This window comes from Methanoculleus sp. UBA208 (assembly GCF_002498065.1).
Lineage (GTDB): Archaea > Halobacteriota > Methanomicrobia > Methanomicrobiales > Methanoculleaceae > Methanoculleus.
In genome coordinates, this window is record NZ_DAFZ01000070.1 from 9,396 (window position 1) to 22,892 (window position 13,497).

General features: G+C 60.6%; 12 protein-coding genes. 4 read left to right on the forward strand and 8 right to left on the reverse strand.

The window, feature by feature from the left end; translation table 11 throughout:
- Positions 1-314: 314 nt before the first annotated feature.
- From BRA62_RS07540 to BRA62_RS07550, 3 genes are all read right to left on the reverse strand, one after another.
- A complete protein-coding gene (locus BRA62_RS07540; protein WP_292365959.1) occupies positions 315-1,187 on the reverse strand; it encodes a glycine betaine ABC transporter substrate-binding protein in 873 nt (290 codons plus the stop codon).
- 387 nt (positions 1,188-1,574) lie between these two features.
- Positions 1,575-2,420, reverse strand: coding sequence for an ABC transporter permease (locus BRA62_RS07545; RefSeq protein ID WP_292365960.1), 846 nt, complete (start codon positions 2,418-2,420; stop codon positions 1,575-1,577).
- The gene (locus tag BRA62_RS07550; protein WP_292365961.1) at positions 2,407-3,666 is read right to left on the reverse strand and encodes a quaternary amine ABC transporter ATP-binding protein; all 1,260 of its coding nucleotides are present in this window, start codon (positions 3,664-3,666) and stop codon (positions 2,407-2,409) included. Before BRA62_RS07550 ends, BRA62_RS07545 begins: the two co-directional genes overlap by 14 nt.
- A 430-nt stretch (positions 3,667-4,096) precedes the next feature.
- On the opposite strand from BRA62_RS07550, the gene BRA62_RS07555 reads away from it, so the two are divergent.
- The gene (locus BRA62_RS07555; protein WP_292365962.1) at positions 4,097-5,284 is read left to right on the forward strand and encodes an argininosuccinate synthase; all 1,188 of its coding nucleotides are present in this window, start codon (positions 4,097-4,099) and stop codon (positions 5,282-5,284) included.
- 6 nt (positions 5,285-5,290) lie between these two features.
- On the opposite strand, the gene BRA62_RS07560 is transcribed toward BRA62_RS07555, so the two are convergent.
- The gene (locus BRA62_RS07560; RefSeq protein WP_292365963.1) at positions 5,291-5,695 is read right to left on the reverse strand and encodes a pyridoxamine 5'-phosphate oxidase family protein; all 405 of its coding nucleotides are present in this window, start codon (positions 5,693-5,695) and stop codon (positions 5,291-5,293) included.
- Between the two features lie 329 nt (positions 5,696-6,024).
- Between BRA62_RS07560 and BRA62_RS07565 the strand changes: the two genes are divergently transcribed.
- A complete protein-coding gene (locus tag BRA62_RS07565) occupies positions 6,025-7,521 on the forward strand; it encodes a methanogenesis marker 14 protein (RefSeq protein ID WP_292365964.1) in 1,497 nt (498 codons plus the stop codon).
- A 12-nt stretch (positions 7,522-7,533) separates the two neighbouring features.
- The gene (locus tag BRA62_RS07570) at positions 7,534-7,767 is read left to right on the forward strand and encodes a hypothetical protein (RefSeq protein ID WP_292365965.1); all 234 of its coding nucleotides are present in this window, start codon (positions 7,534-7,536) and stop codon (positions 7,765-7,767) included.
- Positions 7,768-8,389: 622 nt separating this feature from the next.
- Here BRA62_RS07570 and argF read toward each other — a convergent pair.
- From argF to BRA62_RS07590, 4 genes are read right to left on the reverse strand one after another with little or no spacing between them, the layout of a single operon-like run.
- Positions 8,390-9,319 (reverse strand): ornithine carbamoyltransferase, encoded by a 930-nt coding sequence (argF, locus tag BRA62_RS07575; protein WP_292365966.1) that lies wholly within the window; start codon positions 9,317-9,319, stop codon positions 8,390-8,392.
- Entirely contained in the window at positions 9,316-10,608 is a 1,293-nt protein-coding gene (gene purD, locus BRA62_RS07580) for a phosphoribosylamine--glycine ligase (protein WP_292365969.1), read from the reverse strand. Before purD ends, argF begins: the two co-directional genes overlap by 4 nt.
- Positions 10,609-10,634: 26 nt before the next feature.
- Entirely contained in the window at positions 10,635-11,147 is a 513-nt protein-coding gene (pyrE, locus tag BRA62_RS07585) for an orotate phosphoribosyltransferase (protein ID WP_292365967.1), read from the reverse strand.
- Positions 11,141-11,641, reverse strand: a complete 501-nt coding sequence (locus BRA62_RS07590) for a CDP-2,3-bis-(O-geranylgeranyl)-sn-glycerol synthase (RefSeq protein WP_292365970.1) — start codon at positions 11,639-11,641, stop codon at positions 11,141-11,143. The genes pyrE and BRA62_RS07590 overlap by 7 nt, the downstream gene beginning before the upstream one ends.
- A 143-nt stretch (positions 11,642-11,784) precedes the next feature.
- Here BRA62_RS07590 and tes point away from each other — a divergent pair, with 143 nt between their 5' ends.
- On the forward strand, positions 11,785-13,254 hold the full coding sequence (gene tes, locus BRA62_RS07595) for a tetraether lipid synthase Tes (RefSeq protein WP_292365968.1): 1,470 nt from the start codon (positions 11,785-11,787) through the stop codon (positions 13,252-13,254).
- The last annotated feature ends 243 nt before the right edge of the window (positions 13,255-13,497 follow it).

Here is a 13,497-nt window from a genome sequence, read left to right on the forward strand (position 1 = left end):
GTGCGAACGGCAGGAGCTTGAGAAAACGCGAAGCGTTTTCGAGTGCGACGTTCCGCAGGAACGGAGTTTGAGCACCGCCCGGTGCGAGGTGTGACATTCCACGGAAACGTCGTTCTGAATGGTGCTCAAACTCGGCTACGCTCGCAAGTCGCACCTACGGTGCTCCAACTCCGCTTCTGACGAAGCGTCGCTCTTCGCGTGAGACTGCATCGATTCCCGGCGCTGAAAACACCCCTGTCAGAGGTCACACTGCCTGCGGTTAGCAACGCAACAGCTAGACGGTTGCGTGAGAATCTTCTGCAAAAAAGAGGGGGTTATGCGTTCCCGAGCCAGGCATTGACCTTCTCGGGGTTTGCATCGACCCACTTCTGTGCGGCTTCCTCTTCAGGCATGCCGTCAGCGATGTCGGTCATGACCGAGGCGATATCCTCGCTGGTCCACTCAAACCGGGTCAGGATGCCGTAGGCCTCCGGGTCGTCGGTCTTTAAATCCTGCCGCGCGAGGGTCACGACATCCTCGGCCCCGCCGTAGACGCCCTTCGGGTCGTCAAGGAACTTGAGGTCGTAGCGGCCGAACTTCCAGTGCGGTGACCACCCGGTCACCACGACCCACTCCTCACTGTCGATGGAGGAGCCCAGCTCCGCCGCCATGCCGGCACTGCTGCTTGCAACCAGCTCGTAGTTGAGGCCGTACTCATCGATGGCCTGCTCGGTCCGGGTCATGATGCCCGCACCGGGCTCGATGCCGACGATCCGACCGCCGAACTTATCGGAGACATCGTTCATCTCCTCGATCGAGTCGATGGTCACGTAGGTGGGGACGACAAGCCCGATACGCGCCGCTGCGGGTATGTTCTCGTTCACGTAGTCAATCTGGTCGCCGTACTGCTCCCAGTAGTGCTCGTGGGTGTGCGGGAGCCATCCGGTCGTCGTGAAATCGACATCCCCGTTGGCGAGCGCCTGGAAGAGCGGCCCCGCATCTACTGCGACCAGAGTGACGTCATATCCTGCTTCTTCAAAGACCTGCTTCATCACGTTGGTGCTCGCTATGGCACAGTCCCAGGTGACGTAGCCTATGCTGATCTCCTTTGCCTCAGCCGGCTCCGTACCGGTGCAGCCGGCAGAGAAGAGGCAGAGTGTCAGGATCAAGCCCGTCAGTGCGAGCAGGCTTCCAATTTTTCGAACCATATTTCACCTTGTAGATTTTGTCCCGCCGGAAGGCGGGCGGATTGCATTCAGAACCCGGCTGTGTGGGGTTCCGGGTTCTCACGAACTGTCCGGGACGGCGACTCGCCGACAGACCGGACATAGAGCAGAGGTGGCGGTACATGCCACTCCTGGCGTGTTTGCACCCCAGGGCAAAAAGGCCAGATTTTGACCAGTTCAACGTATGGCCCTAACATTATATAGGTTTTGCGGGTCCCGTTTGGCGAACGGAGCCCTCTTGAAACTGGATTTTAAAGTGTATGTAGCCGGGAAACAATTCTCGATGCGCGGGCGACGTCGCCGTTCTGCCGTTGTCCGGTATCCGGGAAGTACGCGAAAAAATGTGAGATCCGATCCGCCTTTCCCCGGTCACCGGCTCTCGTCGCGCTGCGGCACAAGATTCTGGGTGATCCGATCGAGGATGATCGCGATGATCACGATGGCAAGCCCCGCCTCGAACCCCATGCCGATATCCACCCGCTGGATACCCACAAGCACCTGATAGCCGAGCCCTCCGGCACCGATCATCGACGCGATGACGGTCATGGAGAGGGCGAGCATGATGCACTGGTTCACTCCTGCCATTATGGTGGGAAGCGCAACCGGGAGCTGCACCTTCAGAAGTTTCTGCTGGGGCGTGGAGCCGAAGGCGTCCGCGACCTCGATCAGTTCCACAGGCACCTGCCGGATTCCGAGGTTGGTGAGGCGCAATGCAGGCGGCATCGCGAAGACGACCGTTGCGATGATGCCCGGCACGTTCCCGAGGCCGAAGAAGATCACGGCGGGGATGAGGTAAACGAACGAGGGCATGGTCTGCATGAAGTCAAGGACCGGCCGGAGCGCTGCATTGAGCGCGTCGCTCCCTGCGGCCGCGATACCGAGCGGGATCGATATCGCGAGCGCGACAATCGTCGAGACGAGGACGAGCGCCAGGGTGAGCATGGCGAGGTTCCAAAGTTGCAGATCCCAGATCAGCAGCAGGCCGAGCGCGGTGAGCGCCGCCAGTTTGATGTCGCGCCGGGTGACGAACCAGACCAGGACGCTTATGAGGACGATCAGGATCGGTGCCGGTATGGCGAGCAGGAGATCCTGCAACCCGTCGATGAGGAACCCGAGTCCTCCGCCGATGGCGTCGAGCAGCCAGCCGAAGTACTGCTCGATCCAGTCAACGAGCGCTTCGATTGCGTCTCCAACGGGTAGTTTAGGCAGTTGCATTGATATCCTCCCCCTTTCGTGCCAGAGCGGCGAGTATGGCGCCGCGCGATATGACGCCCCTGAGCCTGCCGGTATCGTCTACCACCGCCACGGGGTAGGGGCTCTCGACGATCAGCGAGATGATGTCGCCAAGCGATGCATCGGGAGCCACGACGGGAACGTCGGTGATGAGGATGTCGGCGAGCTGTTTGCCTTTCTTGACCGCCTCGGCGGCGGCGTCGAGCGTCACCCGGCCCTGGAGTATGCGCTGGCGCGTGATCACGAATATCCCCGGGATATCGTGCTCCTCCATGAGGTGCAGGGCAACCCTAGGCCCCGCGGTGCACTGGGCGACCGGTTCGGGGCGGCGCATCACGTCGCTTGCTGAGAGAACCCTCGTGAGGTCTACGTCGGCGACGAACTTCTCGACGTAGGCGTTCTCGGGGTTCGTCAGGATCTCCTCCGGCGTGCCGACCTGCACGATTGCGCCGTCCTTCATCAGGGCGATCCGGTCGCCGAGTTTCAGCGCCTCGTCGAGGTCGTGGGTGACGAAGATGATCGTCTTGCCGAGCCGTTGCTGGAGGTCCAGCAGTTCGTCCTGCATGTCCCTGCGGATAAGGGGGTCGAGAGCGCTGAACGCTTCGTCCATCAGGAGGATGTCGGGATCGCTGGTGAGCGCGCGGGCAAGCCCGACACGCTGCTTCATGCCGCCGGAGAGCTCGGCGGGCATGCTCGCCCCGTAGCCCCCGAGCCCCACCATCTGGAGTATTTCCTCGGCTTTCTCGTGCCGTTCTTCCGCCGGAACCCCCTGGATCTCGAGGCCGAAGGCGACGTTGTCGAGAACCGTCTTGTGCGGGAGGAGCGCAAAGCTCTGGAAGATCATTCCGAGCTTGCGTCGTCGGGTCTCTCGGAGTTCTTCCTGGCCCATGCCGACGATGTCCTCGCCGCCAAGCAGTATTTCGCCCTCGGTAGGGTCGATGAGTCGGTTGATGCACCGCAGGAGCGTTGATTTCCCGCTCCCGGACAGCCCCATCAGGACGAACGTCTCGCCCGGCATGACATCGAACGAGACGTTATTGAGGGCCAGCGTCAAGCCGGTCTCCTCGTAGATTTCGTCTTTCGAGCGGCCCGATCTATGGAGCTCCAGTGCCTTCTCAGGATTCTGCCCGAATACCTTGGTCAGGTTCCTGACGCTGATTATTGGTTGTAGTGATGTTGTGTTCTCTATGGGTATCTTCTCAAAAATGGCGGACTCCTCCAGCTTCACGATTTCTATGTTATCTGCCTTATAATTTCGGGTTCCTTAAACCCCCCTTGTTTTTGGACAGTTTTTAGTTTTTGGGCCATTTTGATGTTTTTTAAACGCTGGGCTCTTTGAGTGTCCGTTATCCAGTGATTTATCTATAGTGTGGCGGCTATTTTCTCTATAGTGCCCATTCTTCCGGATCCCGGGACCCCCTCCCTGGCCCCCGGTGACCCCGACCGCGCAGATAGGCGCCGGGATTGCACGATCGCTGCGGCAGCGTCTCCGACACCGCCGCGCCCAATCCTTTGGCGCCCGGAAAAACAGGGATGGTCGGGATTCCTGCCGGGGCGTCCGTCCATACCATTTCTTTTATTGGGTGAAAGGTCGAATCAATGTAGATTACTCCAGACTGCCTGTCAGACAGGGAACCAGGAACGCGGAGATCAGTACCATGGAAAAGGGAAAAGTCGTCCTAGCATTTTCGGGAGGTCTCGACACCTCCATCTGTATTCCCCTCCTGCGCGAGCACTACGGGTTCGACGAGATCGTCACCGTTGCAGTCGACGTGGGCCAGCCCGAAGAGGAGATATCCCGGGCAACCGAGAAGGGCCGGATGCTTGCAGACAACCACTACACCATCGATGCGAAGGAGAAGTTCGTAGCGGACTGCATCTTTCCCTCGATCAGGGCGAACGGGTCGTACGAAGGTTACCCGATGGGCACGGCGCTTGCCCGCCCGCTGATCGCCGAAGAGATCGTAAGGATTGCAAAGCAGGAAGGCGCCTCGAAGATCGCGCACGGGTGCACCGGCAAGGGAAACGACCAGCTCCGGTTCGACTTCATCTTCAGGGCCGCCGGGTACGATATCGTTGCGCCGATGCGGGAGATGAACCTGACCCGCGAGTGGGAGATCTGCTACGCACAGGATCACGATATCCCGGTGACGGTGGCGAAGGACAAGCCCTACAGCATCGATGAGAACTGCTGGAGCCGGAGCATCGAGGGCGGCAAACTCGAAGACCCGGCCTTCCACCCGCCTGACGATATCTACGCCTGGACGGTGTCGCCGAAGGATGCTCCCGACACGATGGAAGAGATCAGTATCGAGTTCGAGCAGGGAATCCCGGTCGCTCTCAACGAAAAGAGGCTCCCCGGCCTCGCCCTGATCCGGGAATTGAACCGGATCGCCGGAAAGAACGGTGTCGGCCGCAACGATATGGTCGAGGACCGGATCCTCGGCCTGAAGGCCCGCGAGATCTACGAGCACCCGGCCGCGACCGTCCTCCTTGCCGCGCACAGCGATCTAGAGCACCTTATCCTGACGCGCTCAGAGCTCGCGTTCAAGCATATCGTCGACGACAGGTGGTCGGAACTCGCCTACATGGGGCTCGTGCACGAACCGCTCTTCTACGCGCTCAATGCGTTCATCGACAGGACGCAGGAACGGGTCAGCGGCACCGTGGACGTCGCCCTCTACAAGGGCAGCGTGAAGGTGCTCGGCCGGAGCTCGGACGGAGCGCTCTACTCCGACGATCTGGTATCCTTCGACTCGACAACGCTCGACCAGAACCACGCCGTCGGATTCTCGAATTATTTCGGTCTGCAGGCACGCCTGCTCAAAAACCGTAAGAAGTGTTGAAGGTGCCTACAGCACCTTCTTCCCGGCTTCTTTTCCCGGCGTGCACTCGAAGACGTCGGTGATCTTGATGACGATGAGGGATTTCGCCGGATACTTGTCGCTCTTTGCTTTAATCTGGTCGCGGAACTTCTCGTAATCGGGGCCGGATGTCCTGACCTCCGTCGAGCCCTTCACCTGGAAGCAGCGCTTGGTCTCCTGGTCGTAGAAGTAGAGTGCCACAATAGGGTTCTCTTTGAGGTTTTCAAGCGTCTTTTGCATGTAGTTGTCCATGATCCAGACGGTGTCGTCGGCGACGAGCTGTATCGATGCCATCGGCGCCACATTCGGGACGCCGCTCTTCGACGCAGTGGCCATCGGCATGACTTTGGTTTTGGTAAATATCTCCTTAATCTCACCTGAAAGCGCAACCATACGGTTCACCTCTCCCTGGAAGCGGAACGGGCGCGGCGGGGCGCCGCAACCAGTCCGATAATGTGGTTATCCGCGCTATCGATATATAAGGGCTCTGCCGGAACCGGCTGTGCCGGCAGTTCGGTGGGGACTGCTCCAGGCACCACACCATAACGGCACGCCTCAATCACCAAACATCGCCCGAATCAACAAATCCTGCCCGGGAAGCCGGCATAGGGTTCAGGGGGCCGGAGGAAGGGCTTATCACGGGGTTTCGCCCGTCCTCCGGGTCCCTGGAACCGCATAGAAGCATGGAAAGATATAAAGTGGGAGACGGGGAAAAGACTACTATGTGTGCCCGCTTTTTGGAGCGCTTTTTCAAACCTACACCGCATATCGTCGAAAGTCCGCCTCCGCCGTCGCTCTCCCACGGGGCGGGTGCGGGTGTTCCCGAGTACCGGGTGAAGCCCTATTTTATCGTGGCGTCTGTTGAGATGGGCAATACTACGACAAAATGCATCCTGACCGGCACGAATCTGGAGACGGGCAGGTCCTATGTCATCAACAAGACCGTGACCATGAGCCGTGACGTCCGGCAGCCGTTACCCGGCGAGACGATCTTCGGGGAAACCCTGGACGGCACTGAACTGACGCGGGAGTCGGTCACGGAACTGGTGCGCGACACCCTGATCCGGTGCCACAACGAGGCCCACCTGAGTATCAAGGACGACCTGGATTTCGTCGTCAGGAGCACCGGTGTCGTGGCGGCGATGGACTCTCCCGACCAGGTCGGGGACTTCGTGATTGCTCTGGCGAACGGCTGCCTCGAAGCAGGCGTTCCCCCGCGGAAGATGACGCCGCCGATGTCGATCGACAACCTCCCGCCGAAACTCCGGCAGTTCTCGTTTGCCGACCGGGTGGTCTTCGTCGGTGCGGTGGCCGGCGTCGTGCCGCCGGTCGGGTGTACGGGCGTCGAGATGGTGGCAAACGAGATGGAAGGGGAACTTGCGATGGCGGGAATCAAGGAAGGCGCCAAGTGGACACCGGTCGACTTCAGGAACCCCTGTGTATCCATCGATTTCGGGACGACGCTTGATGGGCGGGTCACGAGCGATGTCGCCCCCGATGAACCGAATCCGTTCGCCCAGACGACCGGGAACTTCTGCGGGCTTGCAGGTGCCATACCGGACGCGATCGTCCGTGGCACCGGGCTCGTGAAGGACCGGACGGGGACGGCTCTCGACCTCTTCGGCGACCACAGTATCAAGGGCGCGTTCGGGGGCAGGAAGCGTTCCGTCGTCGAGGAATACGTCGACCGGTGCCACGAGCACATCGATATCCGGATCGTCCCGCCCGACCGGACAAGGTTCGGGCGGGTCCCGGTCTGCGCGGAGGTGGCCGACAGGTCGGGCGTTGCCCTTATCGGGTGTGACTCGGGTGTCAACGGCAGCGAGATGCCGGATCTTGAGGCGATCGGGCACGAGATCCACGAGAAGCACGGCATGGGCATGCTGACCGAGGTCGTCGACCGGGTCTGCGCGAGGATGGCGCTCCGGCTCATCGATGTCGCCGTCGAGAGAGGAATGGTCCCGCCGAACTCGTCGATCGGGTTCACCGGGCGGGCGGCGATCTCGGGGAGGAAGCCCGAGTATATCCTCGCGGGCGTAGCCGAACGGAACCTTTACGACTCCCCGAACGACCACCTGGTCTTTGTCGACGACGGTCTTGCCCGGGGAGCGGCACTGATGGGCCGGTGCATGAATTCTCTCGGGAAACCGAAGGCCCCGCTTGGCGGCGTGCGGGGAGGGCCATGTATTATGTCCCGCCGGATCAAAATAGGAAAGTAGGATCTGGTAACCATGGCTGAAGAAGAACTCTATGATATGCTCGTTCCTCCGGGAGTGCCCCGGAGGATGATCTACGACGTCGTCGAGAAGTACGACGTGGAAGTGGTGCGGCGACCGCAGAAGCTGTCGTTTGCGAACATGGACGGGGACACGAGGGAACTGCTGGCATTCCGCGGGAAGAGAGAAGTCGTCGAAGAGGTGCAGAAGTACCTTTTCGCGCAGCTCAAAGAGTTCATCGCGGAATAACTACATCTTTTTTCTGTTTGTGCGCCGGGAGTTACCGGTGTGAGGCATGGCTCCGGGGTGCTGGTTTGGAGGAGGAACCGTCACACAGAGAGTATTTGGGGTCATCCCGGTACGGTATCCTCCTGGCAGCAAAATCCCATCCACGGATTTCAGGTGGGGCTGTGAAACCCGGACCGGGCATGCCTCCCGCTCTAGTTCTAATATAAAGTCGCAACTCGGAGCCAGATACAACCTCTGTTTTCGAAAACGCATCATAACTGCGAGGAGTCCGGTACAGTGGACCGTGGGAATGTCGCCATGGGGGGAGGGGCTGACGGGGAGGGGGGCATGCCCCCCTCCCCTGTCTCCACCTCACGATGAACCTCTGTACCCCGCCCCACCCGCGCTTCGCGCTCCTCCCCCGCCCCAAGGGGGCGGGGGCAGTGCGTGGCGATAGCCAATGGAAAGCCGTGCATGGGGATAGGTGGTGTTTCAATAAGAGCAGAGCCCTGAAAAATCCGTGGATGGGCTCCACCAGAGGATCAATCTGGCTGTCAGCAGTCTATCCTGGCTGTTAGCAGCCGCCGGGACATGAAACGACGTTCAGGCGCGTCATCATCCCAAAAATATCTCTCTCCACTCCTCACTCCACCGCCTGCATCCCGCCGGCGATCAGCCGCACGAGCAGCGCCTTCTGAGCGTGGAGCCGGTTCTCGGCCTGGTCCCAGACGATGCTCTGCGGCCCTTCCAGCACCTCGTCGGTGATCTCCTCTCCCCGGTGGGCGGGGAGGCAGTGCATCACGAGAGCGTCGGGTGATGCCCGTGCAAGAAGGGGGGAGTCTATTGTGTAGCCTTTGAGGGCCTGCAGGCGTTCGGCACGCTCCTGCTCGTCCCCCATGGATACCCATATGTCGGTGTAGAGGACGTCCGCGTCCCTGACCGCTTCCTCCGGGTCCGCGACGATGCTGACCCTGCCGCCTGCCGCCCGGGCCTGGTCGACGACCGTGTCTTTGGGCTGGTAACGCGGGGGGCTTGCGACCACGATCTCCATCCCGGTCAGGGCCGAGGAGAGGATCCACGAGTTGCAGACGTTGTTGCCGTCCCCGACCCACGCGAGTTTCAGGTCCCGGAGATCGCCGAACCGTTCGCTCAAGGTCATGATGTCGGAGAGCACCTGGCAGGGGTGCAGGCGGTCGGACAGCCCGTTGACGACCGGCACGGTCGAGTGGCGGGCGAACTCCTCGATGGTGTCGTGCCTGTAGGCGCGGATCATCACCGCGTCGACGTAGCGGGCAAGCACCCGTGCCGTATCCCGGATCTCTTCCCCCCGCCCGAGCTGCATGTCCTGTGGGTTTAAGAAGATACCATGGCCGCCGAGGTCGGACATCCCCACTTCGAACGAGACCCGGGTGCGGGTGGACGCCTTCTCAAAGATCATCCCGAGGCTCTTCCCTCTGAGGAATTCGTGCGCGGTCCCTGCACACTTCAGCCTTTTAAGATGCATCGCGTCGGCGACGATGCTCTCAAGTTCGTACTCGTCGATATCGATGATCGAGAGAAAATCCTTCTTCATGCGATCTCCTTCATGTGCTGGCATCGCTTCTCGAGAATCTTGGGGGTGCCGATATCCCTGCGGTGGAAGACACTGCCGGAAACGGAGGATGCCGCCGTCTCAGCGATCGCTTCGGCCTCCTCGAGCGTCTCGCCCCTCCCGACGAACGCAAGCGTCCGCGACGTCAGGGTATAGAGCGTCCCGTCCCGCTCTTCAACGTTCGCGTAGTAAAGCAGGGCGTCGCCGTAGTCGCCGAGGGTGAGAGGTTCGTGCGCCGCCGGCCCCTCCGGGTATCCTTCGGGGACGAGATACTTGCAGACCGTCGCTTTATGAGCGAACCGGACGTGTGACGGCGAGAGGTTTCCTTCGATGATGTGGCGAACGATCCCGGCGAAGTCCGATTCCAGGAGCGAGAGGACGTTCATGGCCTCAGGGTCCCCGAAGCGGGCGTTAAACTCGATGACTTTCGGGCCGTCGCAGGTGTTCATGAACTGACCGTAGAGTATTCCCCGGTACGGCGTTCCCTCGTCCCGGATGGCCGCGACCATATCCTCCATGATCCGGAGCGCTTTCTCGTAATCCGACCGGGTGACGAAGGGGAGCATGTGGTCCGGCAGGGAGTACGAGCCCATGCCGCCGGTGTTCGGCCCCACGTCCCCCTCGTATGCACGTTTGTGGTCCTGCACGAGCGGCATGGGCACCAGGTGCTCGCCGTCGACGAACGCCTGAAGCGTGAACTCTTCCCCGATGAGCCGCTCTTCGAGCACGACATCGCCTCCGAGCTCCCGGACGTATTCGACCGCCCCTGCCGTGTCGACGTGCTCGCCCATGATCCGCACGCCCTTCCCGCCGGTGAGCCCGATGGGCTTGACGGCGAGATCGCCGCCGTAGGCCTCGATGAACCGCCGAGCCTCCTCCGGATCATGGCAGACCCGGTACTCCGGGCACCCCGCGATCCCGTGCCGCTCCATCAGACGACGGCAGAACGCTTTGTCCGTCTCAAGTCGGGCTGCAGCACGGGTCGGCCCCACGCAGGGTATCCCCGCCGCCTCGAGGCTATCGGCGATGCCTGCCTCAAGAGGGGCCTCCGGCCCGATGACCGCGGCATCGACTCCGCAATCGGTGGCGAATGTTACTATCTTCTCGATATTGGTCTCTTTTTCGAGGAGCACCCGCTCCGCGAGCCGGGCTATTCCCGGGTTCTTGCGTGCCATGACAGAAAATATTCGCATATCGCTGTTGCAGGAAAGCGCCCTGGTGATCGCATGCTCCCTGCCACCACCGCCTACAACGAGTACTTTCATATCCATCATATTCGCCTGCTCTTAAAAAATGTTTATCCGTCCAGCAGCTCGCTGACCCGCACAAGTGCAAGAAGAGAAGCTCCCTTTTCTGCAAGCGCCTCACGTGCGCCTGCCTCCCGGTCAACGACGGTCACTACCCTGTCGACGTGCGCGCCGGCGGCACGCAGCGCCTCAAGGCCGTAAAGGGCGCTTCCCCCGGACGTGGTCACATCCTCGACCAGCAGCACGTTCCTGCCGCTCACGTCGCCGACGATCGTCCCGGCTTTGCCGTGGTCCTTCTCCGCTTTCCTGATTATCGCGTACGGCCGGCCGCTCGCGAGCGAGACGGCGACGGCGATCGGTACGGCGCCGACCGCCACCCCGGCGACCATGTCGAACTCCCAGCCTTCGGCAATGGCTTTGCCGATCTCCGCAAGGATGGCGGGGTTCGTTGTTGCGGCTTTGATGTCGATGTAATAAGAACTCCGGGCTCCCGATGCGAGGACGAAGTCCCCGAACTCGATGGCCCCGCTATCGAGTAACAGTGTCGCGATTGGGTTTACCATGGTACCTCTTTAACTCCGATGTAATAACCGATGATGTTCACCACCCGGTGAAGGAGGGGTGTCATGACGACGATCCAGACTGCAATGGGTAGGGTAATATTCCCAAACAACCATTGGGGATAAACCAGGAGGATCAGCAGGAAGGAACCGATGACAAGATCGTACTGATCTGCCAGGAACCAGGATTCGCCCCGCTCTTTACCCAGCCTCCGCTTCAGGAAGCTTTTGGCGAGATCGCCGAGGAGCGCGCCTGTCGCGAGCAGCGTGACGGAGAGGATGGTCTGCACGGGGAGGGCGGTCAGGTTGAACGAGGACCAGGCCCAGATCTCGACGAGACCCGCCAGCACCCCACAGAGTGCACCCCCGAAGAATCCCTGGTATGTCTTACCGTCACCGAAGATCCGCTTGCCGTCGGAAAACGTTCTCCCAAGGTCGATGGGCGTCCCGCCGCCAAAGACGGCAGCCGCTGAGTTCGGCACGTATGCCGGGATCATGATCCACAGCGCCGCAAGCGCTGAGAAGATCCAGTATCCGATGTCCGTGCTGATAAGTGCCAATAACCAGTACAATCAGTAAATATAAAGATTAAAGTGTCGAAATATAAGATACGAATGAGAAAGGTGGGCACGGTGAGAGAATGCTGATAAAAAGGACAAAAAGCCTCTGCCCAACATGTGGTCGCGTGCTCGACGCCGATATCGTTGAGGAAGAGGGGAAGGTCTGGCTGGTCCGTACCTGCCCTGAACACGGCGCGTACCGGGCTCTTTACTGGTCGGACGCAGAGATGTATCGGAGGTTCGACGCCTATGAACGCATCGGGAAGGGTGTTATTAACCCGCAGAAGACCGCTTCACCTGCAGGGTGCCCGAACGACTGCGGCATCTGTGAGAACCACCGGTCGACGACGCTGCTTGCAAATATCGACCTGACAAACCGGTGTAACCTCAACTGCGACTTCTGCTTTGCAAACGCCCGGGCATGCGGTTACGTCTACGAGCCGACCTTCGACCAGATCGTCGGGATGCTGCGCATGCTGCGTGAGGAAAAGCCTGTTCCGGCACCCGCCGTCCAGTTCTCGGGCGGTGAACCGACGATGCGCGACGATCTCCCCGAGCTCATCCGGAAAGCGAAAGAACTGGGGATGTCTCAGGTCCAGGTCGCGACAAACGGTATTCGGCTTGCGCAGGAGCCCGGCTACGCCCGGCAGCTCAAGGAGGCAGGGCTCTCAACCGTCTACCTGCACTTCGACGGCATAAGTCACGAGACGAACCCGAAACTTGCGAGCGACCGGCGGGCAATTGAGAACTGCGAGAAGATCGGCATGGGAGTGGTGCTGGTGCCCACGGTCATCAGGGGCAGGAACGACCACGAGGTGGGCGCCATCATCAATTACGCCGCAGAGCATATCAGGATCATCCGGGGCGTCAACTTCCAGCCGGTATCATTCACCGGGGCTGCGAGCGAGGACGATATCAGGAAAGAGCGGATCACCATCCCGGAGCTTGCAGAGCGGATCGAGGAGCAGACGGGCGGCGTGATCAAGAAGGACTACTTCTACCCCGTGCCCTGCGTCGTCCCGATCTCCGAGCTCGTCGAGGCCTACACGGGCAAACCCCAGATAACGTTCACCACGCACCAGCACTGCGGTGCGGCGACCTATGTCTTCGTTACCGACGAGGGGATGGTCCCGGTCAACAAGTTGGTGGACGTCGACGTCTTCTTCGAGTCGGTCGAGAAGATGACGGCGAAACTCGGGAAAGGCGGGTCGCTCAACAAGTACATGACTCTCGTCGAAGGGGTCAAGGACCTCTACGGCTCCACGAGGAAAGCGGAGCAGAAGAATACCGGGGAGTTCATGAAGCTGATAGGAAAGGCCCTCGTGATGCAGAACTTCGAGGCCCTGCGCGAGTTCCACTGGAACGCCCTCTTCATCGGCACGATGCACTTCATGGACAAATACAACTACGACCTCTCCCGGGTGCAGCGGTGCTGCATCCACTACGCGACTCCCGACGGCCGCCTGGTCCCGTTCTGCACCTACAACAGCGGCCCGGTCTACCGCGAGCAGGTCTGGAAAGCCTTCGCGCAGCCCGGGACGGATGAGTGACCGCCTGCTTTATACGGAGAAGGGGAGGGATCGGTTTACTCCCTCCCTGGCGGCTTTTTTGTGTGATGATGCTCGTTCTTGAGCTCACGTTTTTCGTGTCCGGAGTTCAAGCCGCAACGGACGGAACGCCTGGAACGTGAGCACTGCCCGGTGCAAGTGCCGGAAATTCCGTAACTGAAAGACAGACCCAGTGCAGTGGACCGTGGGGGTATCGCCACTAGGGGTGGGGCTGACGGGGAGGGG

Bases quoted from the DNA above. Each gene is read 5' to 3' on its own strand.
- BRA62_RS07540 (WP_292365959.1), bottom strand. From the start codon at position 1,187: ATGGTTCGAAAAATTGGAAGCCTGCTCGCACTGACGGGCTTGATCCTG.
- BRA62_RS07545 (WP_292365960.1), bottom strand. From the start codon at position 2,420: ATGCAACTGCCTAAACTACCCGTTGGAGACGCAATCGAAGCGCTCGTT.
- BRA62_RS07555 (WP_292365962.1), top strand. From the start codon at position 4,097: ATGGAAAAGGGAAAAGTCGTCCTAGCATTTTCGGGAGGTCTCGACACC.
- BRA62_RS07560 (WP_292365963.1), bottom strand. From the start codon at position 5,695: ATGGTTGCGCTTTCAGGTGAGATTAAGGAGATATTTACCAAAACCAAA.
- BRA62_RS07565 (WP_292365964.1), top strand. From the start codon at position 6,025: ATGTGTGCCCGCTTTTTGGAGCGCTTTTTCAAACCTACACCGCATATC.
- BRA62_RS07570 (WP_292365965.1), top strand. From the start codon at position 7,534: ATGGCTGAAGAAGAACTCTATGATATGCTCGTTCCTCCGGGAGTGCCC.
- argF (WP_292365966.1), bottom strand. From the start codon at position 9,319: ATGAAGAAGGATTTTCTCTCGATCATCGATATCGACGAGTACGAACTT.
- purD (WP_292365969.1), bottom strand. From the start codon at position 10,608: ATGGATATGAAAGTACTCGTTGTAGGCGGTGGTGGCAGGGAGCATGCG.
- pyrE (WP_292365967.1), bottom strand. From the start codon at position 11,147: ATGGTAAACCCAATCGCGACACTGTTACTCGATAGCGGGGCCATCGAG.
- BRA62_RS07590 (WP_292365970.1), bottom strand. From the start codon at position 11,641: ATGATCCCGGCATACGTGCCGAACTCAGCGGCTGCCGTCTTTGGCGGC.
- tes (WP_292365968.1), top strand. From the start codon at position 11,785: ATGCTGATAAAAAGGACAAAAAGCCTCTGCCCAACATGTGGTCGCGTG.